Origin of the sequence: Streptomyces sp. NPDC088725 (genome assembly GCF_044751305.1) — a bacterium.
Taxonomy (GTDB): domain Bacteria; phylum Actinomycetota; class Actinomycetes; order Streptomycetales; family Streptomycetaceae; genus Streptomyces.
Genome location: NZ_JBIVLO010000009.1, coordinates 34,686 through 60,493, shown reverse-complemented (window position 1 = coordinate 60,493; position 25,808 = coordinate 34,686). Strand labels below are relative to the sequence as shown.

Sequence of the window (25,808 nt, the reverse complement as noted above, 5' to 3'; positions counted from 1 at the left end):
CCGTTTAAACCGCGTCGAGGGGCGCGCGGCGCCGCCACCGCTAACGGGGGGGGGGGGGCCCCACCCTCTGGGGCCCCGCCCCTCCGCCGTGGTGATGGAACCGGGGTCAGCCCTCGACGCCCAGCTTCTCCAGGATCAGCTCACGCACACGCGCCGCGTCGGCCTGGCCGCGCGTGGCCTTCATGACCGCGCCGACCAGCGCGCCCGCCGCGGCGACCTTGCCGCCGCGGATCTTGTCGGCGATGGCCGCGTTGCCCGCGATGGCCTCGTCCACGGCCGCGCCGAGCGCGCCGTCGTCGGAGACGACCTTCAGGCCGCGCTTCTCCACGACGGTGTCCGGGTCGCCCTCGCCTGCGAGCACACCTTCGAGGACCTGGCGGGCCAGCTTGTCGTTCAGATCACCGGAGACGACGAGCGTGGCCACCCGGGCGACCTGCCCGGGGGTGATGGGCAGTTCGTCGAGCGCGCGGCCCGACTCGTTGGCGTTACGGGCCAGTTCACCCATCCACCACTTGCGCGCCTGGTCGGCGGGGGCGCCGGCGTCGATGGTGGCGATGATGGGGCCGAGGGCGCCCGCGTTGAGCATCGACTGCATGTCGTGGTCGGTGACGCCCCACTCCTCGCGGATCCGGTTACGGCGCACGCGCGGCAACTCGGGCAGCGCGGCACGCAGTTCCTCGACCCACTCACGGGAGGGCGCGACCGGCACGAGGTCCGGCTCGGGGAAGTACCGGTAGTCCTCGGCGTTGTCCTTGATGCGTCCCGCCGTGGTGGAACCGTCCTCCTCGTGGAAGTGACGGGTCTCCTGGATGACCGTGCCGCCCGAGTTCAGCACCGCGGCGTGGCGCTGGATCTCGTAGTGCGCGGCCCGCTCGACGCTGCGCAGCGAGTTGACGTTCTTCGTCTCGGAGCGCGTACCGAACTCTTCGCGGCCGTGCGGACGCAGCGACAGGTTCACGTCGCACCGCATCTGGCCCATCTCCATGCGGGCGTCGGAGACTTCGAGCGCCTTGATCAGCTCACGCAGCTCGGCGACGTACGCCTTGGCGACCTCGGGAGCCCGCGCGCCGGCGCCCTCGATGGGCTTGGTGACGATCTCGATGAGCGGGATGCCCGCGCGGTTGTAGTCGAGCAGGGAGTGGGACGCGCCGTGGATACGGCCGGTGGCACCGCCGACGTGCAGCGACTTGCCGGTGTCCTCCTCCATGTGGGCGCGCTCGATCTGCACGCGGAAGATCTCGCCGTCCTCCAGCTGGACGTCCAGATAGCCGTTGAAGGCGATCGGCTCGTCGTACTGGGAGGTCTGGAAGTTCTTCGGCATGTCCGGATAGAAGTAGTTCTTCCGGGCGAAACGGCACCACTCGGCGATCTCGCAGTTCAGCGCGAGGCCGATCTTGATGGCCGACTCGACGCCGATCGCGTTGACGACCGGGAGCGATCCCGGCATGCCGAGGCAGGTGGGGCAGGTCTGCGAGTTGGGCTCGGCGCCCAGCTCGGTCGAACAGCCGCAGAACATCTTGGTCTTGGTGCCCAGCTCGACATGGACTTCGAGGCCCATGACGGGGTCGTAGGCAGCCAGCGCGTCCTCGTACGACACCAGGTCAATGACGGTCACAGGTACTTCTTCCTCTTCAATGCTTCATCGGTGTCGGCCAGCCAGCGCTGATAAGACGACAGCTTTCCGAGTACGGAGAGATCCACTTCGTCGGCAAGACGGGCGAAGTAATCGCCGGGGTCGGATCGCCGGGCCTTCTTGAGTACGTTCGCCAGCACCTTTTTGGGGTGGGACGGGTGACTGGGAGCGGGATTTCCCTGCTCCACGTCGGCAGGCTGGAGATGCGGGTGCGCCGCGAGGTCGGCCGATGGCTGAACACGGATCAGAGCGGCACGGTCCGCCAGGACCCACGACTCGGTCATCAGTTTCGGACCGAGGACCACGGGAACGGCCGCCTGCTGCGGCAGATCCGCCAGTGCCTCCAGCAGCACCAGCGCCTCGGGGACCTCCTTGTGGTCGCGGTGGACGAACAGTACGTCGCACCGCTGGGCCAGTTCCCTGGCCGCCAGCAGCAGGGCCTTCGGCTCCGCTGTGCTGTGGACCGCCGCCGTCTCGCAGGGAGCGAGCACTTCGGTGGTCTTGAGCGCGCGGGCGTGCAGCGTTTCCTCCAGCTGCCGGATGATCAGCCGTTCGAAGAAGAGCAGATCACTCGGCCCCTCGACCAGCAGGCCCGGCCTGAGCAGGCGTACGCGGCTCATGAGATCACCTGTCCCATGGACTCCAGCAGGCGCTTCACCTGCTCGGAAGAGACAGTCTCGTTCGGTTCCTCGTCGGCGACGCGCTCACGGACCGGCCGCGCCCTGGTCACCGTCGAGATCCCGGGCCGTCCGGGCTCGATGTGCGAAGCCTTCTCCAGGAAGACCAGGCATCCCGAACTGTCCTCGCGCAGCGCGGAGAGCAGGACGGGCGAGTGTGTGGTGGCGATCAGCTGCCGGAAGCCGGAAGCCGTCGGCGCCTTGTCCGCCATGTCTTCGAAGCCGTCGACATCACGGCGCAGTCGCCTGACGAGTTCGGCGATCCGCGTCGGATGGAGTCCGTTCTCGATCTCCTCGACGGCCAGCACACCGGTCCTGCTGGTGTCGTACCAGGCAGCCAGAAGAGCGAGAACGCGCATCGTTCCGTCCGACAGCATCGGAGGCGGGGTCCAGCCGGTGTGGCGGAACCGTACGTCGAAGTCGTACTCGCCGCGCCGGTCGTCGAGGACCGGCCTGATGCCGGACGCCTCGGGGATGAGCGCGGCGAGGTCGGCCTCCATGTCGTGCAGCTCTTCGGTGCCGAGCCGCGCGAGCACGGCCGCCAGGTTGCTCCCGTCGGGAAACAGGGGCCTGTCCGCGCTCCCGGCGAAGGGACGGCGCATGCCGGCCGGGTCGAGGGAGACGCGCTCCCAGGTGGCGGTCTCCCGCAGGACGCACTGGAACAGCCGCAGGGGCGAGACACGCGGGCCCCCGCCGCCGACCAGGACATCGCGGTCTCGGAAGGAAAGCCAGTACCTGTCCAGAGTCCGGCCGGCCAGCTCCCGCGCTGCCGCGAGCCCTGCGCGCAGATCCCGCGGCAGGGCCAGACGGTCCATCCACCCGGTGTCCTCAAGGCTGCTCACCCACACCCCGCTGCGTCCCGCGTCCAGACGGGCGCCCACGGGATGCCCCGCCCGCTCCCCGGTGAGGCGCGCCACGAGCCGTACGACGAGAGGCAGCGGCCCCCACTCGGTCGGCACGATCAGGCCGACCCTGATGGTCAGCTCGGACGCGGTGTACGCGCCACCCGGACCGTCGGCGTGGTGGAAGAGATCCCGGGCCGCGAGGCGGGGGTTCTCACCGTCGAACGCACTCGCGAAGCCGCCGGTAAAGGTCCGGCGGACCAGGTCGAGCGCGTCCAGCAGGTTGGACTTTCCCGCTCCGTTGACACCCATGAGGACGGTGCACGGCCGTACGTCCAGCTCGAAGCCCACGAAGGACTTGAATCCGTCGATCTCGATGCGGGTGATCACCGTGTCACCTCCTTCCATGGTGCGGAGCGATGTGTGGACCGGTGCCCGGGGCCCGCCCATGAGCGGGCCCCGGGCGGGTTGCTCAGCCGAACAGGACGTCGTCGTCGCCCAGGCGCTTCAGCTCGCGGTACAGGATCGCCAGCCCCGTCACGATCGCCGCCGCCGATACCGCGGCGTCGACCAGCCGGAGGGTGTCGTTCTCCTGGCGGGCCCGCTTGGCCTGTTTGGCGACGCTGAGCGCGCCGAACGCCGTCGTGGCGATCGACAGGTACGTACCGGACTTGGACTTCTTGAAGCCCTTGGCCTTGGACAGTGCGCTACTACTCACAGCGACGGTGCCTCCTCAAGCAGTGGGTGTCCCCACTTTTCCACGAAGGCCGCCTCGACGGCCGCACCGACCTTGTACAGGCGGTCGTCCTTCATCGCCGGGGCGATGATCTGGAGACCGACCGGCAGGCCGTCCTCCGGCGCGAGGCCGCAGGGCAGGGACATCGCGGCGTTGCCCGCCAGGTTGGCCGGGATGGTGCACAGGTCCGCGAGGTACATCGCCATCGGGTCGTCGGCGCGCTCACCGATCGGGAAGGCGGTGGTCGGGGTCGTCGGGGAGACGATCACGTCGACCTCCTCGAAGGACTTCTCGAAGTCGCGCGTGATCAGCGTGCGCACCTTCTGCGCCGAGCCGTAGTACGCGTCGTAGTAGCCCGAGCTGAGGGCGTACGTACCGAGCATGATGCGGCGCTTGACCTCGTCGCCGAAGCCGGCCTCCCGCGTCAGTGCCGTGACGTCCTCGGCCGAGCGCGTGCCGTCGTCACCGACCCGCAGGCCGTAGCGCATGGCGTCGAAGCGGGCGAGGTTCGAGGAGCACTCGGAGGGCGCGATCAGGTAGTACGCCGAGAGGGCCAGGTCGAAGGACGGGCAGTCCAGTTCGACCACCGTGGCGCCGAGCGAGCGCAGCAGCTCCACCGCCTCGTTGAAGCGCTGGACGACACCCGCCTGGTAGCCCTCGCCCGAGAACTGCTTGACGACGCCGACGCGCATCCCGGCCACCGAGCCGTTGCGCGCGGCCTCGACCACCTGCGGGACCGGGGCGTCGATGGACGTCGAGTCGAGCGGGTCGTGGCCCGCGATCGCCTCGTGCAGCAGGGCCGCGTCCAGGACCGTACGGGCGCAGGGCCCGCCCTGGTCGAGGGAGGACGAGAAGGCGACCATGCCGTAGCGGGAGACTCCGCCGTACGTGGGCTTGACGCCGACGGTGCCGGTGACGGCCGCGGGCTGGCGGATGGAGCCGCCGGTGTCCGTGCCGATGGCCAGCGGGGCTTCGTACGAGGCGAGCGCGGCGGACGAGCCGCCGCCGGAGCCGCCGGGGATCCTGGTGAGGTCCCAGGGGTTGCCGGTGGGGCCGTACGCGCTGTTCTCCGTGGAGGAGCCCATGGCGAACTCGTCCATGTTGGTCTTGCCGAGGATGACGACACCGGCGGCCTTGAGCCGCTTGGTGACCGTCGCGTCGTACGGCGGCAGCCAGCCTTCGAGGATCTTGGAGCCGACCGTGGTCGGCACGCCCTCGGTGGTGAAGATGTCCTTCAGCGCGAGCGGGACGCCTGCCAGCGGTCCCAGCTTCTCGCCGGCCGCGCGCTGCGCGTCCACGGCGCGGGCCTGGGCGAGCGCGCCCTCGCGGTCGACGTGCAGGAAGGCGTGGACCTTCTCGTCCACGGCCTCGATGCGGGCAAGGTGCGCCTCGGTGACCTCGACGGCGGTGAGTTCGCCGGCTGCGATCTTCGCGGCGATCTCCGCCGCGGTGAGCTTGATGATGTCGGTCTTGATGTCCGTCATGACTGTTTAGTCCTCCCCCAGGATCTGCGGCACCTTGAAACGCTGCTGTTCCTGGGCCGGGGCGCCGGAAAGTGCCTGCGCGGGGGTGAGCGACGGACGGACCTCGTCCGCGCGCATGACGTTGGTCAGCGGCAGCGGGTGGGAGGTCGGCGGTACGTCTTGGTCGGCTACCTCGGATACGCGGGCGACCGCGCCGATGATGTCGTCGAGCTGTCCGGCGAAGTGTTCTAGCTCTTCGTCCTGCAACTCCAGACGCGCCAGCCGGGCGAGGTGGGCGACCTCCTCGCGCGTGATGCCAGGCATGCAACGATCCTCAGGGGTTGAGTGTGCGGGTTTTCGGAAGGTACGGAGACCTGCCCAATCCTATGGGGCAGGCGGGTGTACCCGCGAAACCCATTACCCGTTCGCCCACCCGCAGCCCTCGGGACCACCGCCGCGCGCGATGTCCGTCAGCGGGCGCTGCCCCTTCCGTACGGGGCGATGTCGGTGTTTTGCCACCCACTGACCGCTGTTTCGTCACTCACTGACCGCCGTCCATGATCCGTTCATATGTCGTGCCCGCGGACCTGGCTCACTGACCGGAGTTGTCCCTCAGCTTCCCGTCGACTTCCTGCCCGGGCTCCGTGAGAATCCCGCCGGGCGGAGAGGATCAGAGCTTCCGTGTCCGCACAGAGATCGGCCGCTGCCTCCGGCAGCACGGTGTCCCTCACGTCGCCCGCCAGCCCTTATGAGGGCGACAAGCTCTCCTTCCACTGGACGACCGACGTCCCCGACCCCACGAACTGGATCGGGATCTACGACGGCACACGGAAGCCCGGTGTCGGCTCCTCGCTGGTCTGGGACTACGTCAAGACCACGTCCGGTGATCTCACCCTGAACGGACTCCCCGAAGGGGAGTACACCGCCTACCTGCTGGCCAAGGACGGGTACGGGATCCTCGCGCGGACCCCGGCCTTCACCGTCACCGCCCGGCCCGTGGTCGTACGCCCGCACGCCGCCGTCGACTCGTTCACCACCGACGCGTACCCCGCCCGGGAACAGGTCTCCCTGCCGCTCGCGGGGCTCTGGATGCGCCCGGAGGGCAACCCGGCGGGCACGCCGTCCTTCCGCCGGGCCGGCGGCGACTCCTGGCTGAATGTGCGCCAGGACGGGACCGTCACGGGCAGCACGCCCCTGCTGCCGACCCTCCACCCGGGCCGGATCGAGGTCGCCGTCAAGGACAGCGCGGGCGGCGCCGACACGATCACCGTGCAGGTGCCGGTGCGCTCGGTGCTCACCGGGCCGCGGCTGACGGTCGCCTCGCTGAACCTGTGGGACGCCGGATCACACGTGGACGACGTGCACGAGAAGTGGCTCCGGCTGATTCTCGCCCAGGGCCTCGACGTGGTCGCGGTGCAGGAGTCGGGCGGCGCCTCGGCGCAGGCGCTCGCCGACGCGCTCGGCTGGCACGCGTACGACTCCCCGGCGGGCGTCGGCCTCGTCAGCCGCTACCCGCTGGCCGACGCGTCCGCGCCGGTAAGGGACGTACCCGCGGTCGCCGCGACGGTGAGGCTGCCGGACCGGCAGACCGTACGGGTGTGGGCGGCCCAGCTGGACGAGGCCGCGTACGGGCCCTACGCGCTGCGCGACGGGCGCAGCGCCGCCGAGGTCGAGGCCGCGGAGCTGAAGACCGTCCGCCACCGGCAGGCGAGCGCGCTGATCGCCGCGATGAAGAAGGACATCACGTCCCGAACGCCGGTGATCCTGGCCGCGGGTCTCGCCTCGCCCTCGCACCTCGACGCCCCGGGCAAGAAGGACGTCAAGGGCAAGAAGACGGTCGCCTGGCCCGTCACGGTGGCGCTCGGCAAGGGCGGGCTGACCGACGCGTACCGCACGGCCCACCCCCTCGCGTCGAAGGACCCGGGCGTGACCTGGTCGCCGGTGCGCCCCGAGGAGCCGCAGGACCGGATCGACCAGGTGCACTTCGCCGGCCGGCTGCACGTCGAGTCCGCGTACACGCTGTGCACCGGCTGGCCCCGGCCCGTCCCGGACACCGCGGGCAACGGCTGGCCCTCGGACCACGCCGCGCCGGTCGTGACGTTCTCGCTCCCCGTCCACCTCATCTGACCCCGACATCCGACGCCGAAGGAAATCCACCGCCATGACCCCGCTCAGCCGCCGTGCCTTCGTGGGCGCCTCCGCCGCGACCGCCGCCGCTGCCGCCGTCGGCCTCCCGGAGACCGCTGTCGCCTCCCCGGTCCGTCCGGGCGGCGGCAAGGACACCAAGGGCAGCATCAAGGACGTCAAGCACGTCGTCGTGCTCATGCAGGAGAACCGCAGCTTCGACCACTACTTCGGGAGCATCAGCGGCGCGCGCGGCTTCGACGACCAGCAGGCGCTGACCCTGCCGGGCGGCGACTCCGTCTTCCGGCAGCCGGACAACGGCCGCGCCGACGGCTTCATGCTCCCGTTCCGCATGGACACCTCGAAGTACAACGCGCAGAACGCGGGCGGCCTCCCGCACGACTACGGCTCGGGTCACACCGCCATCAACGGCGGCGCGATGAACAAGTGGGTCGCCGCCAAGGGCGAGCGGACCATGGGTTACTTCACCCGCGAGGACATCCCGTACCAGTACGCGCTGGCGGACGCCTTCACGCTCTGCGACGCGTACTTCTGCTCGCAGGCGGGCCCGACCGACCCGAACCGCCTCTACCTGTGGTCCGGAACGGCTGGTCCGGGTCTCGACGGCACCACGGGACCGTTCACCGACAACTCGGTCGTCACCGGCAACCCGGTCGCCGACTGGACGACGTACGCCGAACGCCTCGAAGAGGCCGATGTCAGCTGGCGCGTCTACCACAACCCGTCGTTCGACGACCGCTACGGCGACTACGACTGCAACGGGCTTTCGTACTTCAGGCAGTTCCACGACTTCCCGAAGGACGACCCCCGCTACATCAACGCGATGACCAAGTTCGACCTGACGGCCTTCGACCAGGACTGCAAGGACGGCACCCTGCCGACCGTCTCCTGGCTGGTGGCCCCGTACCTCTTCTGCGAGCACCCGGAGGCCGGGCCGAACTACGGCGCGCACTGGATCAACACCGCGCTCCAGTCGATGTTCGCCAACCCGGAGGTGTGGGAGCACACCGTCTTCCTCATCATGTACGACGAGAACGACGGCTACTTCGACCACGTCCTGCCGCCGACGCCGGAGCCCGGCACACCGGACGAGTTCGCGGACGGCCGGCCGATCGGGCTCGGCAACCGGGTCCCGCTGTGGGCGATCTCCCCCTGGTCGCGCGGCGGTTACGTCAACTCGCAGGTCTTCGACCACACGTCCGTGCTGCGCTTCCTCGAAGAGGTGACGGGAGTTCAGGAGCCCAACATCTCGGCGTGGCGGCGGGCCGTCTGCGGCGACCTCACCAGCTGCTTCGACTTCAGCAAGCCGGACTTCAGCATTCCGGAACTGCCCGACACGGTCGCGCTGATGGCGAAGGCGGATGCCGGGAACGCCCTGCCGATGGTGAAACTGCCCCCGAACGGCGGCCAGTCGATGGCCACCCAGGAGCCGGGCAGCCGCCCGCACCGGCCGCTGCCGTACCGGCCGTGGGCAGACGTCGAGGTGGACCGGGCGACGGGCCGGGTGAGCTGCGTCCTGGCCAACCAGGGCAAGGAGACGTTCCACTTCACCGTGCTGCCGAACACGCTGAAGCCCTTCACGGGTACGCCGTTCACGGTGGCGCCCGGCTCGTCGAAGACGTACGTCTGGGAGACGGCGGAGACCGACGGCGTGTACGACTTCACGGTGTACGGCGCGGACGGCTTCGTCCGCCGGTTCTCCGGCACGGTCGTACGCAAGGGCCGCGAGGCGCGCGCGGCGGTGCCTTCGGTGAGCGCGGCGCTGCAGGGGAGCACGCCCGCGAAGGCCGCGGTGGCGCTGAAGCTCACCAACGACGGTGACACGGAGGCGTCCTTCACTGTGACGCCGACCGGCGGGACCAAGGGCGCCAAGACGCTGTGGGTCGGCCCGCACGGCCACGCCTCGCTGTCCTGGCCGGTGAGCGACGGCGGCTACGACGTGACGGTCACCGCGGCCACCGGGACCCGGTTCGGCCGGCGGTACGCGGGGACGGTCCACGCGCTCTGAGGAGTCTCCGACGCCGCTGATCGATCGGTGCGAAAGGTACGGGCCCCGCCGGGCATCCGGCAGGGCCCGTACCTGTCCTGCCGGCTGCCGTCTTGTTCGTGACGCCGGCTGTTCATGGCACCGGACAACTCGTGAAGCCGACCGCTCGCGACGCCCACCCTGCGTGGCGCCGGACGCCCGTGGCGCGGGCTACTGGACGGCGTGGCCCTGTTGCTGGCGCCGTGCCGCCTCCAGTTCCGCCGGACGCTGCCAGCCGCGCTCGCCCCTGGCCCGCAGCCAGGCGGTGGCCTCGTGCGGCGGCATCGCGGCGGCCACCAGCCAGCCCTGTACGGCGTCGCAGCCCAGGTCCCGCAGGCGCTCCCACGTCTCGTCGTCCTCGACACCCTCCGCGACGACCACCAGGCCCAGCGAATGCGCGAGGTCGACCGTGCAGCGGACGATCTCCGCGTCCTCGTTGTCGATGGCGAGCCTGGCCACGAACGACCGGTCGATCTTCAGCTCGCTCACCGGCAGCCGCCGCAGGTGGACCAGCGAGGAGTAGCCCGTACCGAAGTCGTCGAGGGACATCTTCACGCCGTGCGCGGTCAGTCCTGCCAGGGTGTCGGCGGCCCGCTGGGGGTCTTCGAGCAGGACATGCTCGGTGATCTCCAGCTGGAGGGAGCCCGGCGGGACGCCGTGCCGGGCCAGCCGCGCGGCGACCGCGCCCGCGAAGCCCGGCGTGTGGACGTCCCTGGGCGAGACGTTGACGGCGACCGGGACCATCAGGCCCTGGCTGCGCCAGCGGGCGACCTGGGCGAGGGCGGTCTCCAGCACGTATTCCGTCAGGTGCGGCATCAGCCCGGAGGATTCGGCGATGGCGATGAACTCGTCCGGAGGGACCCGGCCGCGCTCCGGGTGCAGCCAGCGCACCAGCGCTTCCAGACCGGCGACCTGCCCGTCGAAGCGGACCTTGGGCTGGTAGTGCAGCTCGACCTCGCCCGCGTCCAGGGCGCGCCGGAGATCGCCCAGCAGGCCGAGGCGGTCGGGGGTGTTGGAGTCCCGTTTCGATTCGTAGACCTCGACGCCCGTGCGGTCCCGCTTCGCCTGGTACATGGCGACGTCGGCGCGGCGCAGCAGTCCCTCCGCGTCCAGCGCGTGTTCGGGGTAGACGGCGACGCCCGCGCTGGCTTCGAGGACCAGGGTGAGGCCGTCGAGGTTGAGCGGCGAGGACAGTTCGGCCACCAGGTGGCGGGCGACCCGCTGGGCGCTGGTCGTGGAGTCGCACGTCGGGAGCAGTACGGCGAACTCGTCGCCGCCGAGCCGCGCGGCTTCCGCCCCGCGCGGCAGGGCCGCCTGGAGCCGGTCGGCTATCTGAAGCAGCAGCCGGTCACCGGCGAGGTGACCGAGGGTGTCATTGACCGAACGGAAGCGGTCGAGGTCGATCAGGACCAGTGCCGACCGGGCGCCGATCCGCTCGGCGTCCTCCAGTGCTGTCCAGATGCGCTCCAACAGCCACTGCCTGTTGGGCAGTCCGGTGAGCGGGTCGCGCAGTTGCTCCTCGGCGCGTGCCCTGGCGATCCAGAGCGTGGAGTCCAGCGCGATCAGCGGGATGGCGAAGAGCGGCAGCAGGACGGGCCTGGAGACGGCGACCACGCAGATCAGCGGGGCGATGCCGAGCAGGGCGACCGCGACCAGGACGTGCCGGTAGAGGGTCGTGCGCGCCATGGTCGGCAGTCCGCCGCCCTGCGGGGCCAGCGAATACCAGAGGGCGAGCCGGGCGACGCACAGATGGGCACCCGCCGCCAGCACTATCTGCGGGACGCTGCCGACCCCCCAGTGCAACGGCTGCCAGGGCTGCTCGACGGTCGGGACGTTGCCGAACAGCGCGAGGACGAGCGCGGCCGCGCCGATGCCCAGGATGTCGGCGGCGCCGTGCAGCACGCCCTGCCGCCAGCGGTGCCTGCGGGCGATGCCCACCAGCACCACGACGGCCAGGCTGACCAGGCCGGCCGGCACCCAGCCGTACAGCAGCAGGACGGCCAGGGTCAGGGCAGCGCCCGAGCCCGTGCCTCCCCACCAGCGGTCGCGGCCGAGCGCGACGAGGTGACCGACGATGATGCCGGTGAGTACGGCGAGCGCCCAGCCCTGGGCGCCACTGGGGAACAGGGCGTGCCCGTCGCGCAGGGCGAGGACAAGTCCGGTCATCAGTACGGCCGCTGCCAGTCCCACGACAACCGCGGGCATCCGGGCCACAAGGCCCGCAATGCGCGCAATTCCCGCGAACGCGCGCGGGCGTGAGACCGGGGCGGCGCTCTCGGTCGGTTTCATTCCCGTCCCTCTCACAGCCGGCGGTGCCGATGCCACGCAATGGCACGTTGTCATGCCATCACGGCAGGTATGCCACTGCACAGCCGTGCACGACAGGCGCACGCCCCAACAGTAGGCCGCAGAACGCCCGGAGGGGCAGCGCTCTCCATCTGTTGCCTGAATGCGACATGGCCATTCGGATCCATCTGATATGCGCCGAACAGGTGACTGCCCGTCCGTTCCCCGCCGGACGGCCGCCTATTCCTCGGCCGGCTTCTGAGCCGCCTCCGGCCCGCTCTCCTGCTGGGCCGCATCCGCCACCTCCGGCTCCTCCGGGGTGAGCGCGGCCTCCCTGGCGGCGTCCGCGCCCTGTTCGAGCAGGACCGTGAAGCCCGCTTCGTCCAGCACCGGCACCTTGAGCTGCATCGCCTTGTCGTACTTCGAGCCGGGGTTCTCGCCGACCACCACGAAGGCGGTCTTCTTCGAGACGGAACCGGTCACCTTGGCGCCACGGCTCTGCAGTGCCTCCTTGGCGCCGTCCCGCGTGAACTGCTCCAGCGTGCCCGTCACCACCACGGTGAGCCCTTCGAGCGGCCGCGGTCCCTCGTCCTCGCCCGAGCGCTCGTCCTCCGTACGGACACCGGCAGCCCGCCACTTGCGCAGGATCTCGCGGTGCCAGTCCACCTCGAACCACTGCTTCAGCGAGGCGGCGATCGTCGGCCCGACGCCCTCGACGGCGGCCAGTTCCTCTTCCGTGGCCTGCTCGATGCGGTCGATCGAGCGGAACTCCCGCGCCAGCGCCTCGGCCGCGACCGGGCCCACATGACGGATGGAGAGACCGGTGATGATCCGGGCCAGCGGGCGCGACTTGGCCTCCGCGATGTGCTCCAGCATCGCCAGCGCGTTCTTCTTCGGCTTGCCCTCCTGGTTGGCGAAGACCGTCGCGATCTTCTCCTCGCCGGTCTCCGGGTCACGCTTGGGCAGCCCGCTGTCCTGGTCGAGGACGTACGCCTTGATGGGCAGCAACCGCTCGACGTCGAGGTCGAAGAGGTCGCCCTCGTCCAGCAGCGGCGGTGTGGCCGGTTCCAGCGGTTTGGTCAGCGCGGCGGCGGCCACGTAGCCGAAATTCTCGATGTCCAGGCATTTGCGGCCGGCCAGGTAGAACAGCCGCTCGCGCAACTGGGCAGGACACGAGCGGGCGTTGGGGCAGCGCAGGTCGATGTCGCCCTCCTTCATGGGGCGAAGCGCCGTCCCGCACTCGGGGCATTCGGCGGGCATCACGAACTCCCGCTCGCTGCCGTCCCGCAGATCCACGACCGGGCCGAGAATCTCCGGGATGACATCGCCGGCCTTGCGCAGCACGACCGTGTCACCGATCCAGACGCCCTTGGCCTTCACCACTTCCTGGTTGTGCAGCGTGGCGAACTCGACCTCGGAGCCCGCGACCGTCACCGGCTCGACCTGGGCGTACGGCGTGACGCGGCCGGTGCGGCCGACACCGACCCGGATGTTGAGCAGCTTGGTGTTGACCTCCTCCGGCGCGTACTTCCAGGCGATCGCCCAGCGCGGGGCGCGCGAGGTGGAGCCGAGGCGTCCCTGCAGCGGGATCTCGTCCAGCTTGACGACCACTCCGTCGATCTCGTGCTCCACGGAGTGCCGGTGCTCGCCGAAGTACGCGATGAACTCCCGTACGCCCGCGATCGAATCGACCACCTTGTTGTGCTTGGCGGTCGGCAGGCCCCACGCCTTGAGCAGGTCGTACGCGTGCGAGAGGCAGTCGATGTCGAAGCCCTCGCGCGCGCCGATGCCGTGCACCACCATGTGCAGCGGCCGGGTGGCGGTGATCTTGGGGTCCTTCTGGCGCAGGGACCCCGCCGCCGCGTTGCGCGGGTTGGCGAATGGTTTGTCACCCGCCTCCACCAGACGAGCGTTCAGCTCCTGGAACGCTTCCATGGGGAAGTAGACCTCGCCGCGGATCTCCACGAGCGCCGGTACGCGCTCGCCGCGCAGGCGGTGCGGGATCTCGGCGATCGTCCGTACGTTGGGCGTGATGTCCTCGCCCGTGCGGCCGTCGCCGCGCGTGGCGGCCCGGGTCAGCCTGCCGTGCTCGTACGTCAGATTGACCGCGAGACCGTCGACCTTCAGCTCGCACAGGAAGTGATGGCCGGGCGTGCCGACGTCCTTGGCGACGCGGTCGGCCCAGGACGACAGCTCCTCGTCGTCGAAGGCGTTGTCCAGGGAGAGCATCCGCTCGCGGTGCTGGACCGCGGTGAATTCCGTGGCGTACGCCCCGGCGACCTTCTGGGTCGGCGAGTCGGGCGTACGCAGCTCGGGAAACTCCTCCTCCAGCGCCGTCAGCGAGCGCAGCAGGGTGTCGAACTCCGCGTCGCTGACGACCGGCTGGTCCTTCACGTAATACCGGAAGCGGTGCTCCTCGATCTGCTCGGCGAGCCGCGCGTGCTCCTCCCGTGCCTCCGCGGGCACCGCTGCGGGCGATGCGGGCTGTGCGTGCTGTTCGCCGGCCACCGTCTTGTCCTCCCGTTACTCTGGGTTGTCCGCGAGGGATCTCGCCGCCCGGACGCAGTGGGCGAGAGCGGCGCGCGCGTACGCGGGTGAAGCCCCCGCGAGCCCGCACGACGGCGTGAGCACCACGGACTCGCTGAGAGTCCCCGGAGTCAGCCCCAGCCTGCGCCACAGCGTCCTGACACCCATGACGCTACCGGCAGGGTCTGACAACGGGCTGTCGGTGCCCGGCACGATTCCGGCGAAGAGTTTCGTACCGGCCTCAACCGCCTCGCCGATCGTGTCGTCGTCACGCTCGGTGAGAAGCGCGAAGTCGAACGAGATACCGGCCGCTCCGGCCCGACGCAGCAGGGCGAACGGCACGTCAGGCGCGCAGGAATGCACGATCGTGCTGCCCGCGTTCACCGCCATCACCTCCCGCAGCGCGTCCTCGGCCACCTGGCGGTCCACCGCGCGGTGGACCCGGTAGCCGCTGGCGGACTTCACGCGTCCCAGCAGGACGGCGGTGAGGGACGGCTCGTCCAGCTGGAGCACCGGTACGGCGCCCGGCACCCTGCGCCGCACCTCCGCGAGGTGCCCGGTCAGCCCTTCGACCAGCGAACCGGTCAGATCCCGGCAGGCTCCCGGGTCGCTCAGCGCGGACTCGCCGTTGCGCAGTTCCAGCGCGGCGGCCAGTGTCCACGGCCCGACCGCCTGGATCTTGAGCGGGCCCTCGTACCCCTGGGTGTACTCCTCCAGCGCGTCCAGGTCCTCGCCCAGCCAGGACCAGGCCCGCTTGGTGTCGCGTCCCGGCCGGTCACTGATCCGCCAGCCGCTGGGCTCCACGCGCGCGTAGACCTCGGCGAGCATCCCGGTCGTGCGGCCGATCATGTCGGCGCCGGGGCCGCGGGCGGGCAGTTCCGCCAGGTACGGGAAGTCCTCGAAGGTCCCGGTCACGGCCTTGGCGGTCTCGCGCGCGTCGCCGCCGGGCATCGAGCCGATGCCGGTGGCGGCGCCGAAGACGGTTCCGCCCGTCCGGCCGCTCTCCGCCTCGCCCGTGTTGTCGGTCCCGCCCGTCCCGCTCATCGGCCCGGCCGTACGGTCACGTCGTCGATCTGCGCGTCGCGCGGCAGGTCGAGGGCCGCGATGATCATCGTCGCCACCGACTCGGGGTCGATCAGGCGGGAGGTGTCGTACTCCTTGCCCTCGTGCTGGTGGATCTTGACCTGCATCGGGCTCGCCGTACGACCCGGGTAGACGGAGGTCACCCGTACCCCGTTCGGCTTCTCCTCCTGCCGCAGCGAGTCGGCCAGCGCCTTCAGGCCGTGCTTGGAGGCGGCGTACGCGCTCCACTCCGCGCTCGCGCTGAGTCCGGCGCCGGAGTTGACGAAGATCACCTGGCCCTCGGAGGCGCGCAGTTGCGGCAGGACCAGCCGGGTCAGCTCGGCGGGAGCCACCAGGTTCACATTGAGCTGGCTGTGCCACGCCTTGGGGGTCAGGTCGCCGACCGTCCCCAGGTCCACGATCCCCGCGATGTGCAGGAGCGAGTCGAGCCGGTCGGGCAGGGACTGGTGGGACAGGGCCCAGGAGAGCCGGTCGGGGGTCGCGAGGTCGCCGACGAGGGTGCGGGCGCCGGGCAGGCCGGCCGCCAGTTCCTTGGCGCGCCCGGCGTCGCGGGCGAACAGCAGCAGGTCGTCGCCGCGCTCGTGCAGCCGGCGCGCGACAGCGGCGCCGATGCCCGAGCCGGCACCGGTGATCAGGTGTGTAGCCATGGGGTCATCGTCGCATCACCGGCCGCCCGCGGGTTCCGGGGCCGCCGGACGGGCTGGTGCGCGGCCGGCCGGAGTGCCGGGAAGAAATGTGCCGTCGTGTGGTGCTGAAGTGGATGGAGCCCACCCCCCGAAGGGACACAGGATCATGGCCAGCGGTCACACCATCACCGTCGAGCAGGGCACTGAGCACGTACGGGTCGTACGCGGAGGGCAGGTGCTCGCCGAGAGCCGGCGGCCGCTTCTGCTGCACGAGACGGGCCTGCCGGTGCGGTACTACCTTCCTCCGGAGGACGTTCGCACCGACCTGCTGACGCCTTCCGACACGAGCACGCACTGTCCGTGGAAGGGCGACGCCTCCTACTGGTCGCTGCCCGAGGCGCCGGACCTGGTCTGGGCCTACCCGGTACCGAAGGCGGAGGTCGCCGAGATCAAGGACCACTTCTGCTTCTACGACACCGAAGTCGTCACCGACTGAGACGAGCAGCAGTCCTCCGCCGTCGTTCCTTCGCCTCGGAAGGTGCGACGGCGGGCGGGACCGCGGGGAACCGGCGCGTGAAAACCCGTTGCGGCCGCCCGCGCGGAGCGCACATGCTGTGCGGATGAGCAGCAGTCCGAGCAAGCGCGCCGATATGTTCCTCGACTCCGCCGACGATCCGCGCGAGGACGGCCCGTCCCTGGGCGGCGAACGGGAGACGCTGGTCGAATTCCTGCGCTGTCAGCGGCTGACCCTGGAGTTGAAGTGCGCCGGCCTCGACGCCGCCGAGCTGGCACGCCGCTCCGTGGAGCCGTCCACGATGTCGCTGCTCGGGCTCGTGCGCCACATGGCCGAGGTGGAGCGCCGCTGGTTCCGCGTACGGATGGCCGGGCAGGACGCGCCGCCGCTGTTCTCCACCGCGGCCGATCCCGACGGAGATTTCAACGGCGCCCTGCCCGATCCCCACCTCGTCGCGGAGGCATGGGACGTGTGGCGGGCCGAGACCGCCTACGCCGACCGGTTCGTGGCGCGGGCGCCCGATCTCGGCGTCACCGGCACCGCTCCCTGGAAGGGCGCGATCTCGCTGCGCGAGCTGCTGGTGCACATGATCGAGGAGTACGCCCGTCACAACGGCCACGCCGATCTGCTGCGTGAGCGGATCGACGGGCGCGTCGGGCAGTAACCGCACTGGCATCGTGCGGCAGTTCAGCGCTAGAGCTTCGACGTCTCGCTCAGCGCCTCCCGTACGAACGACTGCTCCAGCTCGATGCCCCAGCCGGGCTCCGTCGGCGCGGCCACCCGGCCGTCCTCGACCTTCAGCATCGGCGCGTAGATGCCCTGGGTCCACGGCGTGGATTCGACGGACCACTCCTGGTACTGGCTGCATGACGGCATCGCGACCGCCAGATGCAGCGAGAACACCTGCAGCAGCGAGTCGTTGGCGCAGTGCGGCGTGCAGGGAATGCCGGCGGCCTCCGCGAGCACCGCGACCTTGCGCGCCCGTGACATTCCGCCGATGTAACCGATGTCCGGTTGAACGATGTCGACCGACCTGCCGGTGATCATCCGCTGGAACTGCGGCAGCGAGATGTCCTGTTCACCACCCGAGACGGGGATGTCCAGTGCCGCCGCCACCTGCGCGGTCTGCTCGATCTCGTCGTACGGGCACGGCTCCTCGAAGTGGAAGTAGCCGTACTCCTCCAGCATCCTGCCGACCCTGATGGCACGGCCCACCGAGTAGCCGCCGTTGGCGTCGGCGGACAGGTCGACGGCGTCGCCGAGTACGTGACGGGTCAGCGGGATGATCGACTCCGTGCGGCCCGGAGCCGCGTCCGCGTCCCGGCCCATCGCCTCGCCGACCCGGATCTTCACCGCGCCGAACCCCTGCTCGGCGACGAGCTGTTGGAGCCGGTCTGCCTCCGCCTGCGGCGTGATGTCGCGCCGCATGCTGCTCGCGTACATCGGCACCGACGTCCGCGCGTGCCCGCCGAGCAGCTTGCTCACCGGCTGCCCTGCCGCGCGGCCGAGGACGTCCCACAGCGCCGTGTCCACCCCGGCGAGCGCCCGGTGCAGGAAACTGCTGGGGAACTTGTAGTGGGTGCGCAGGCATTCGTCGACCAGCGCCTCCACGTCCCACGGGTCGCGGCCGAGGAACAGCGGCGCCACCATCGAGTGCAGGACGCGTACGGTGTTCTCGGCCTGGTACGGCGCCGTCTGGCCGATGCCCTCCACACCGTCGTCGGTGCGTACCCGTACGAGCGCGACCTGTCCCCGCAGCAGGGTCTCGATGCCGGTGATCCTCACAGGTGCTCCTTCAGTACGTCGACCAGCGGCGAGCGGACTGTGCAGTTGCCGACGGCGAAGCAGTCGGCGAGCGCGCGCATCTCGTCGGGGCCGAGACCGGCGAAGCAGCGGGCGTAGTCGTCGACCATCGGCTCGGCGAGCAGGATGTGGCGTACCAGCACGTGGATCCACTGCTGCGGTCCGAACGGCAGCGGGTCGAAGTCCGGGAACTCCTTGGCGACGGTGGCCTCCAGCGGGTCGAGGATGTGCCGCACGCCCGTGTCGACGCCACCCCACACGTCTACGCCGAGCCGCGCCTTCTTCTCCAGGACCGGCGCGATGCGCTGCAAGTACGGTGATTCCGGGGGCAGATGGGTGACGCCCTGGAGGCCGATGTCCTTGTACGTCCACAGGCTCCAGCCCGCGTCGTGCTCGTCGTAGATGCTCAACTGGTCGGACAGGACGCGGTAGCGGTGCTCGTCACGGACCGGGTCACCGCTGTAGACCGGGCCGAACTCGCCCACCCAGATGGGCGTTCCGGTGGAGCGCATGTACTCGGAGCGCTTGAGGAACCGGCTCTCCAGGTAGCCGCGGTCGACGTACTGGCCGCGCGAGATCCCGGGGTAGTCGCCGCTGTCGGCGAAGCCCGAGAGCGCGTAATCGTGCACCGTGTAGACGGTGTTGGGCCACGGGTCGCGGAAGAGGTCGAACTCGGTGGCGTGCCGGTTGCCGTCCAGGAAGATCACGTGGTGCGGGTCGACGGCGCGGATCGCCGAGTGCAGCCGCTGGTAGAACGGGCCGATGGCCTCACCGTCCGAATCGGCGGGCTCGTTCAGCGGGTTGTAGCCGGCCACCCACGGGTTGTCGCGGTAGCGGTCGGCCAGCGCCTCCCACAGATGCACCACGCGGTCCTGGAAGTGCCGGTGGGTCCAGAAGAACGAGCGGTGGGTCGGATTGTCGCTGTGCCAGCGCTGGTTGTGGAAGCCGGGGGCCGCGTGCAGGTCGAGCACGGTGTAGATGCCGTGCCGCGCGCAGATCTCGATCGCGCGGTCCAGCTGCGCGAAGCCCTCCTCCTTCAGCTCCATCGGACGGTCGTCATCCTCGAAGTGCCGGTAGTTGAAGGGAAGTCGTACGCAGTTCATGCCCGCCTCGGCGAGCAGCCTGGCGTCCTCGTCGGTGAAGAAGACATCGAGGAACCGCTCGAAGAAGGCGTCGTACGCCTCCTGGCTCAGGACCTTGCGCAGCGCCTTGCGCTGGAGTTCCTCGGTCGAGGGGTAGCCGGTGATGAAGTTCTCCATGTTCATCCACCCGCCGAGCCCGACCCCGCGCAGACGTATTCTCCCGCCTGCCGCGGTGGCGAGGTGGCCGCCTTCGACACGGATCATCGCGGACGCATCGTTCATGGGGGTACCTGTACTCCTGGAGAGGGGGGAAGTCACTTGCTGAAGCCCGCGGTGAGGCCCCGGACGAGCTGACGGCGGCCGATGAGATACGCGGCGAGCATCGGCAGCGTGGACAGCACGACGGCCGCGAGGACCGCGGGTACGTTCACCGTGAATTCGCCCTGGAAGGTCCACAACGCCATGGGAAGCACACGCTGGTTGGGACTCTGGGTGAGGATCAGCGGGAAGAGGAAGCCGTTCCAGACGTGCAGGCCGTCGTAGATGCCGACCGTCACGATGGCGGGACGGGCCAGCGGCAGGACGAGACTCCACAGCATGCGCAGGTCGGTGGCGCCATCCATGCGCATGGACTCGAAGAGTTCCTTCGGGATGTCCCGGATGAAGTTCGCCAGGATCAGCACGGTGATGGGGATGGCGAATCCGATGGACGGCAGGATCAGGGCGAGCAGGCTGTCGTACAGATGGACCCTGGTGATCATGTAGTAGAGCGGAATGATCGTGGCGTGTACGGGGATGGCGAGTCCGAGCAGGAAAATGGCGAACGCCGACCGGATGAACCGGCCCTTGCCCCGCACCACCGCGTACGCGGCCATCAGCGAGAGCCCGACCGTCAGCGCCACCGAGGCCAGGGTGATGACGACGCTGTTGACGAAGTACCGGCCGAAGCCGCTGCTCAGCACCAGCGAGTAGTTGTCGAAGGTGATGTGGGAGGGCGGCGACAGCGGGTTGGAGTCGAAGAACCCCTGCTGGGCGCGGAGGCTGGAGATGACGACGTAGTAGACCGGCACGATGATGACGGCCAGCCAGACGAACCCGCCAAAACCCGCGAGCACGTTGGGCCTGCGCCGCCGCGTGCGGCGGGGCGGCCGTACCCGGGCACCCGCCGTACCCGCTCCCGACCTGCCTGCCGGTGCGCCCGTCTCCCGGACGGCGGTCGTGGTCGTCGTGGTGGCCATCAGAGCCCTTCCTGTTCGCTGCTCATCCGGCTGAAGCCGGAGAACCTGGTCAGCACGAAGGCGAAGCTGAGCCCGATCACGACGAGCATCACCGCCAGCACGCTCGCGCTGCCCATGTCGTTGGCGGTGAAGCCGGTGAGGTACATGTCCACCGGCAGCAGCCGGGTCGCGTTGCCCGGCCCGCCGGCTGTGAGTACGAAGACCACGTCGAAGTAGGTCAGCGAGCCCGTGATCATCAGGGTCGAGGAGGTGATGATGGTGTTCCGCAGCTGCGGCAGTGTGATGTGGCGGAACTGCTGGAAGCGGCCCGCGCCGTCGATGGTCGCCGCCTCGTAGAGCTGGCCGGGGATCTGCCGTACCGCCGCTTGGTACAACAGCGTGTGGAACGGCACGAATTGCCAGGCGATCACGAAGATGACCACGTACAGGACCAGGTCGGGGTCACCGAGCCAGTTCTGCGCCAGCGCGTGCAGTCCCGGCGCGCCGCCGATGCCGAAGTTCGGGTCGAGGAGGGCCTTGAAGGCGATGGCCACCGCGGCCGAGGACAGCAGCAGCGGTACGAAGTAGAGCGCGGCGAGCACGGCGCGGTAGCGCTGACCGCCTGCGGTGAACACACCGAGCAGCAGGGATACGGGGGTCTGGACCACCCAGGAGACCACCATGATCTTCACGGTCAGCAGCAGCGCGTTGCCGGTGACCGGGTCGTGCAGGACACGGGTCCAGTTTCCGAGTCCTTCCCAGGTGACTGGGCCGAGGCCGTCCCAGTGCGTGAAGCTGAGCACCACGGCGCCGGCGAGCGGCACCAGGGCGAAGACGATGAACATCAGCAACGCGGGTACGGCGAACAGCCCGCTCGCGCCCGTACGGTCGCGACCCGTCGAGGTATGGGGGTGAAGAACCGACACGTCGAACTCGCCTTCAGGCGGAAATGGTCGCGTTCATGTTGGACGCGAATTTCTTGGGACTGATCTCACCGAGGAAGATCTGCTGGAGGTTGGTGAGCACCGCGTCGCCCTGCTGCGGGCTCAGGGCCTGGTCGAGCGAGAGAGCGAAGTTCGGTGCCTTCGCGGCCAGTTCGTAGATCGCCTTGAAGTAGCCGGGGTCACTCGAAGAGGCGAGTTCGGCGTCGAGACCGGCCACCGGCGGCACATTGCCCACGGAGAGCAGATCCTTCGCGTACTCCGCGTTCAGCAGGCTGCTCTTGATGTACGTCCGGGCGGCCTCCTTCTCCGCGGCGGAGGCGGAAGCAGAAATCGACCAGAAATTGGACGGGTTGCCCGCGACGTTCGCCGGATCGCCCTTGCCGCCCTCGACCGTCGGGAACGGGAAGTAGCCGAGCTTGCCGTCGGCGATGAACTTCGGGTCGGCCGTCTGGATCGTCTGGTACGTGGCGGGAAGCCCCAGGCTCATCGCGGCCTTGCCGGTGTACAGCAGGGCGATGTCCGCGCCGCTGTCGGTGGAGATGGAGGCGAATCCCTTGACGAATCCGTCGGCCTTCACGAGCTGCTGGATCATCTCGTTGGCCTGGGTCACGGCCGGGTGGGACCAGGCATCCGGCTTGTTGGCGAGGATGTCGTTCAGTACGCCGGGGCCACCGATACGGTCCATCAGGTACGAGAGCCACGGCAGCAGCGGCCACTTGGCCTGGCCGCTGACGGTGAAGGGGGCGATCCCGGCCTTCTTGAACTTCGGCACCAGCGCCATGAGTTCGCCCCAGCTCTTGGGCGGCTCGGCGTTGATCCTGGCGAACAGGTCCTTGTTGTAATAGACCATGACCGGCTTCACACCGTTGTTCGGCACGGCGTACGTCTTGCCTCCGATGGTGCCGGCGGCCGCGATCGACGGCAGGAAGCGGTCCTTGAGCCGCGGGTCGGCGACGAGGTCGCTGAGGTCGTCCACGGAGCCGGCCTTGACGTACGAGCTGAGCACACCGCCGCCCCAGCCGTAGACCAGGGTGGGCGACTGGCCGGCTCCGACGGCGGTGCGGATCTTCTGCTTGTACGGGTCGTTGGCGAAGGACTGGACGTTGAACTGCTGACTGGAATGCGCCTTGTTCCAGGAGTCGAAGGAGTTCTGGAAGGCCTTCTCGGTGACGCCGCTGATGATCCAGACGGACGCGCCCTTGCCGCTGCCCGCGGAACCGCTCTTGCTGGGGCCTGACGTTCCGCAACCCACGGCCGCGCCGCCGACCAGCGCGGCGAGCCCCGCGAGCACAGTCCTGCGTGAGGTGACCGATGCCGTCATGCTCTCCGCCTCTCTTCCCCGGGCACACCGATGGGCCAGGGGGACGTGTCACACACCGGGTTCAGCGCCCTGGGTGATGCGGCGTTACGGACTGCGGACGACGTCCCGTGTCATCGGCAAGTCCCTGATCCGGCTGCGATTTTTGGCCATCGTGCAGTGCGCGCCGAGTCGTGTCAATCGTTATCGATAACGTTATCGAGATCGTTTTCGTGACCGGTAGTATCGCGTCCGTGACCAGTAACCGTGTGACCATCCGCGATGTCGCGGCTCAGGCCGGTGTATCGGTGGCGACCGTCTCCAAGGTGCTGAACGCCCGTCATGGCGTGGCGGCCGCGACCTTCCAGCGGGTGACCGCGGTCATCGCGGAGCTGGGCTACGAGTCGAGCCTGGTCGCACGCAGCCTGCGCAACCACCGTACGAACGTGATCGGCGTGCTGGTGTGGGCCATCGAGCCGTACAGCGCCGAGCTGTTGAAGGGCGCGGCCCGCGCCATCAAGGGCACGGGTTACGAACTGGTCGTCTACTCGGCCGGCGGCGAGGGCGGCGGCCATGTCGGCTGGGAGCGCCGCTACTTGTCCCGCCTGTCCGGCACACTGATCGACGGAGCCGTCCTGGTGACGCCCACCGTCTCCGCCGCCGAGCTGGGCTCACCGGTCGTCGCCGTCGACCCGCACACGGGCGGCGACGGCGCGCCGATGGTGGACGCCGACAACTTCCACGGCGCCCAGCTCGCCGTCGAGCACCTGCTGAGCCTCGGCCACCGGAGAATCGGCTTCCTCGGCCGCCCGCCCAGGGACCTGGAGTCGGGCCGGCAGCGGGAGTTGGGATACCGCAGCGCGCTGGAGGAGGCGGGCATCGCCTTCGACCCGCAGCTGGTACGCGCGGCCGGCTACGAGCAGAGCGAATCGGCCGAAGCGGCAAGCCAGTTGCTGCGCCTGCCCGAACGACCCACGGCGATCTTCGCCGCCAACGACCTGTCGGCGATCTCCACCATGGAGGCCGCGCTGACGCTGGGCATGCGCGTACCGGACGATCTGTCGGTCATCGGCTTCGACAACGTCCCCGAGTCCACCATGGTCCGGCCAGGACTGACCACCATCGAGCAGCCGTTGCAGCTGATGGGCCAGCGAGCGGTGGAAATGCTGGTGGAAATCCTGGCCGGCCGCGAACCGTCGGAGCGTCACGTACGCCTGCCGACCCGCCTGGTACTACGAGAGTCCTGCGCACCTCCCCCGGCGGACCCGGACGGCCCGGCGGTCACCGAGCGGCTGGAATCCCGCTGACGATAGCCCCGTGGCGCAGCGGGGCCGGGCTGTCGGTGCTGAAGCCGCGGACACTGCTTGACGGGCTCTGGGCCGTGACGTTCGTCCACGCGGTCTTCAAGGTCCACCCCGGAGCACGCCGTCCACGAAGACGGGCCCTTGGCGGACGGAGCAGATTCCCGGAGGAATCAGCCCCGCCGCCGGCCAACCCAAGTCAGGCAGCCTCGTCCTGGGCGTGTGACGCGGCAGTGCCAGCAGGGGCGAGCCACACCAGCCGTGGGGAACAGTCCTCCGACGGCCGGATATAGCGCATGACATGGTCCGGCTCCTCCAGCCGCCACCGGCGCCCGCCCTCGATCTGCGTGACCTCGACCTTCCCGTCCTCGTACGCGAGACCCCACGCGACGACCACGGCGTCCTGGTCCTCCGTACCGACGGCGTATTCGGCAACGACGGCGAAGAGCCGGGGCGCGGTGTCGCATACGAGTTCGTACGTCGCCCGATCGAAGTCGAACGACCCAAGGGCAGAGCTCTGCGGCGATACGGTCATGGAAATCCCCTGTCGAGAGAAGGGCGCGCCTGTCGGTGTGGCTGCACACGACGATGCGAGCGCCTTGTGGCGCGGCCAGTTGAAGTGGCTTGAGTCACAAGGTAGCGACGGCGGTAGGATGCAGTCCACCCTGGCGGTGGAAAGCATCCCTCCCTTCACTTGCTTGAGTGAATTTCCGTACGCATGCACCACCGCAGAGAGGACTACGGCGATGCCGCCCAGCAAGCTCCCGCCCACCATTCGGCAACAACGCCTGGGAGCCGAACTGCGCCGCCTGCGCGAGCACGCGCAACTGTCCGCGACGCAGGCAGCCCGGCTGCACGGCGCGACACAGTCGCGGATCAGCAGTATCGAAGGCGGCGGATACCCGGTGAGCGCGGATCGGGTGCGCACTTTGGCCCGGTTGTACGGCTGCTCGGACCACCGGCTTGTCGACGCTCTGGCCAACATGACCGGCGGTCGCACCCGTGGCTGGTGGGAGGAGTACCGGGAGATCCTGCCCGCGGAATTCCTGGATGTAGCGGAACTGGAGCACCACGCACTGGCCATGCGCGTTGCCTGCGCGATCCACATGCCTGGACTCCTACAGACTCCCGAGCACGCCCGCGCCGTCTTCAAGGACGTGGTACCGCCCTACGATCCGCCGGAGGTGGAGCACCTGCTCTCCTTCCGAATCAAGCGACAGGCGGTGATCTACGGCGAGCAGCCGACACCGCTGTCCACGGTGATCCATGAGGCCGCCCTGCGCATAGGTTTTGGCGGGCGAAAGGTGGCACGAGCGCAACTTGAGCACTTGCTGGACATGAGCGAGCGCGACCACATCGATGTTCGCGTCATCCCGTTCGGCACGGGCAGCTACCCGAGTTCAGGGTCGGGAATCATCTACTTCGAGGCAGAGGTATCTCAGCTCGACACCGTGCAGCTCGACACGGATACTTTCTCAGGCTACGTGGGTTCGCAGCCTCAACTGGTCAGGTATCGGGCGGTACTGGACCGGCTGGAGGAGACCGCTCTCACGTCGGCGAAGTCCCGAGATCTGATGCATAACATCGCGCAGAGTATGTGATGAGGT

Annotated in this window: 22 protein-coding genes; 6 read left to right on the top strand and 16 right to left on the bottom strand. The window is 69.4% G+C overall.

Translation table 11 applies throughout. The features are described from left to right. Positions 1 to 106: 106 nt before the first annotated feature. From gatB to gatC, 6 genes are all read right to left on the bottom strand, one after another. On the bottom strand, positions 107 to 1,615 hold the full coding sequence (gene gatB, locus ACIP6N_RS22410) for an Asp-tRNA(Asn)/Glu-tRNA(Gln) amidotransferase subunit GatB (RefSeq protein ID WP_401817999.1): 1,509 nt from the start codon (positions 1,613 to 1,615) through the stop codon (positions 107 to 109). Beyond that, entirely contained in the window at positions 1,612 to 2,253 is a 642-nt protein-coding gene (locus ACIP6N_RS22405) for a hypothetical protein (protein WP_401817997.1), read from the bottom strand. Before ACIP6N_RS22405 ends, gatB begins: the two co-directional genes overlap by 4 nt. Continuing rightward, positions 2,250 to 3,542 carry an AAA family ATPase gene (locus ACIP6N_RS22400; protein WP_401817994.1) on the bottom strand — a complete coding sequence of 431 codons (1,293 nt, stop codon included), beginning with the start codon at positions 3,540 to 3,542 and terminating at the stop codon, positions 2,250 to 2,252. Before ACIP6N_RS22400 ends, ACIP6N_RS22405 begins: the two co-directional genes overlap by 4 nt. An 82-nt stretch (positions 3,543 to 3,624) precedes the next feature. Continuing rightward, complete coding sequence (locus tag ACIP6N_RS22395) at positions 3,625 to 3,870, bottom strand: hypothetical protein (protein WP_401817992.1); 246 nt, start codon at positions 3,868 to 3,870, stop codon at positions 3,625 to 3,627. Next, complete coding sequence (gene gatA, locus ACIP6N_RS22390; protein ID WP_401817989.1) at positions 3,867 to 5,372, bottom strand: Asp-tRNA(Asn)/Glu-tRNA(Gln) amidotransferase subunit GatA; 1,506 nt, start codon at positions 5,370 to 5,372, stop codon at positions 3,867 to 3,869. The genes ACIP6N_RS22395 and gatA overlap by 4 nt, the downstream gene beginning before the upstream one ends. A gap of 6 nt (positions 5,373 to 5,378) precedes the next feature. Further along, positions 5,379 to 5,675, bottom strand: a complete 297-nt coding sequence (gene gatC / locus ACIP6N_RS22385) for an Asp-tRNA(Asn)/Glu-tRNA(Gln) amidotransferase subunit GatC (RefSeq protein ID WP_040025077.1) — start codon at positions 5,673 to 5,675, stop codon at positions 5,379 to 5,381. Positions 5,676 to 6,032: 357 nt separating this feature from the next. Here gatC and ACIP6N_RS22380 point away from each other — a divergent pair, with 357 nt between their 5' ends. Further along, positions 6,033 to 7,478, top strand: coding sequence for a hypothetical protein (locus tag ACIP6N_RS22380; RefSeq protein WP_401817986.1), 1,446 nt, complete (start codon positions 6,033 to 6,035; stop codon positions 7,476 to 7,478). Positions 7,479 to 7,512: 34 nt separating this feature from the next. Next, positions 7,513 to 9,504, top strand: coding sequence for a phosphocholine-specific phospholipase C (locus ACIP6N_RS22375; RefSeq protein ID WP_401817984.1), 1,992 nt, complete (start codon positions 7,513 to 7,515; stop codon positions 9,502 to 9,504). Positions 9,505 to 9,693: 189 nt separating this feature from the next. Here the strand turns inward: ACIP6N_RS22375 and ACIP6N_RS22370 are convergent, their stop codons facing one another. The 4 genes from ACIP6N_RS22370 to ACIP6N_RS22355 all read right to left on the bottom strand — a co-directional run bounded on the left by ACIP6N_RS22370 (position 9,694) and on the right by ACIP6N_RS22355 (position 16,064). Beyond that, the gene (locus tag ACIP6N_RS22370; protein WP_401817982.1) at positions 9,694 to 11,811 is read right to left on the bottom strand and encodes a putative bifunctional diguanylate cyclase/phosphodiesterase; all 2,118 of its coding nucleotides are present in this window, start codon (positions 11,809 to 11,811) and stop codon (positions 9,694 to 9,696) included. Positions 11,812 to 12,048: 237 nt separating this feature from the next. Continuing rightward, the gene (gene ligA / locus ACIP6N_RS22365) at positions 12,049 to 14,316 is read right to left on the bottom strand and encodes an NAD-dependent DNA ligase LigA (protein ID WP_401817979.1); all 2,268 of its coding nucleotides are present in this window, start codon (positions 14,314 to 14,316) and stop codon (positions 12,049 to 12,051) included. 15 nt (positions 14,317 to 14,331) lie between these two features. After that, on the bottom strand, positions 14,332 to 15,378 hold the full coding sequence (locus ACIP6N_RS22360; RefSeq protein ID WP_401817977.1) for a methionine synthase: 1,047 nt from the start codon (positions 15,376 to 15,378) through the stop codon (positions 14,332 to 14,334). Then, a complete protein-coding gene (locus tag ACIP6N_RS22355) occupies positions 15,375 to 16,064 on the bottom strand; it encodes an SDR family oxidoreductase (RefSeq protein WP_401817975.1) in 690 nt (229 codons plus the stop codon). Before ACIP6N_RS22355 ends, ACIP6N_RS22360 begins: the two co-directional genes overlap by 4 nt. Positions 16,065 to 16,209: 145 nt before the next feature. On the opposite strand from ACIP6N_RS22355, the gene ACIP6N_RS22350 reads away from it, so the two are divergent. After that, complete coding sequence (locus ACIP6N_RS22350; protein WP_401817973.1) at positions 16,210 to 16,539, top strand: DUF427 domain-containing protein; 330 nt, start codon at positions 16,210 to 16,212, stop codon at positions 16,537 to 16,539. A 124-nt stretch (positions 16,540 to 16,663) separates the two neighbouring features. Beyond that, positions 16,664 to 17,221 (top strand): DinB family protein, encoded by a 558-nt coding sequence (locus ACIP6N_RS22345; RefSeq protein ID WP_401817972.1) that lies wholly within the window; start codon positions 16,664 to 16,666, stop codon positions 17,219 to 17,221. A 29-nt stretch (positions 17,222 to 17,250) separates the two neighbouring features. Here ACIP6N_RS22345 and ACIP6N_RS22340 read toward each other — a convergent pair whose 3' ends face one another. The 5 genes from ACIP6N_RS22340 to ACIP6N_RS22320 are packed head-to-tail and all read right to left on the bottom strand — an operon-like array spanning position 17,251 to position 22,924. Further along, positions 17,251 to 18,342 carry a mandelate racemase/muconate lactonizing enzyme family protein gene (locus ACIP6N_RS22340; RefSeq protein ID WP_401817971.1) on the bottom strand — a complete coding sequence of 364 codons (1,092 nt, stop codon included), beginning with the start codon at positions 18,340 to 18,342 and terminating at the stop codon, positions 17,251 to 17,253. Continuing rightward, entirely contained in the window at positions 18,339 to 19,724 is a 1,386-nt protein-coding gene (locus ACIP6N_RS22335) for a glycoside hydrolase family 5 protein (RefSeq protein ID WP_401817970.1), read from the bottom strand. The genes ACIP6N_RS22340 and ACIP6N_RS22335 overlap by 4 nt, the downstream gene beginning before the upstream one ends. Before the next feature lie 32 nt (positions 19,725 to 19,756). Next, positions 19,757 to 20,680: a carbohydrate ABC transporter permease gene (locus tag ACIP6N_RS22330; RefSeq protein ID WP_401817968.1), complete on the bottom strand. Its 924-nt coding sequence runs from the start codon at positions 20,678 to 20,680 to the stop codon at positions 19,757 to 19,759. Beyond that, the gene (locus tag ACIP6N_RS22325) at positions 20,680 to 21,585 is read right to left on the bottom strand and encodes a carbohydrate ABC transporter permease (protein WP_401817966.1); all 906 of its coding nucleotides are present in this window, start codon (positions 21,583 to 21,585) and stop codon (positions 20,680 to 20,682) included. Before ACIP6N_RS22325 ends, ACIP6N_RS22330 begins: the two co-directional genes overlap by 1 nt. A gap of 13 nt (positions 21,586 to 21,598) precedes the next feature. Beyond that, complete coding sequence (locus ACIP6N_RS22320; protein WP_401817965.1) at positions 21,599 to 22,924, bottom strand: ABC transporter substrate-binding protein; 1,326 nt, start codon at positions 22,922 to 22,924, stop codon at positions 21,599 to 21,601. A 230-nt stretch (positions 22,925 to 23,154) separates the two neighbouring features. On the opposite strand from ACIP6N_RS22320, the gene ACIP6N_RS22315 reads away from it, so the two are divergent. Further along, positions 23,155 to 24,207 (top strand): LacI family DNA-binding transcriptional regulator, encoded by a 1,053-nt coding sequence (locus tag ACIP6N_RS22315; protein WP_401817963.1) that lies wholly within the window; start codon positions 23,155 to 23,157, stop codon positions 24,205 to 24,207. Between the two features lie 193 nt (positions 24,208 to 24,400). Here the strand turns inward: ACIP6N_RS22315 and ACIP6N_RS22310 are convergent, their stop codons facing one another. Beyond that, positions 24,401 to 24,736, bottom strand: a complete 336-nt coding sequence (locus tag ACIP6N_RS22310) for a hypothetical protein (protein WP_401817962.1) — start codon at positions 24,734 to 24,736, stop codon at positions 24,401 to 24,403. A 211-nt stretch (positions 24,737 to 24,947) separates the two neighbouring features. On the opposite strand from ACIP6N_RS22310, the gene ACIP6N_RS22305 reads away from it, so the two are divergent. Then, complete coding sequence (locus ACIP6N_RS22305) at positions 24,948 to 25,802, top strand: helix-turn-helix domain-containing protein (protein ID WP_401817959.1); 855 nt, start codon at positions 24,948 to 24,950, stop codon at positions 25,800 to 25,802. Positions 25,803 to 25,808: the final 6 nt, after the last annotated feature.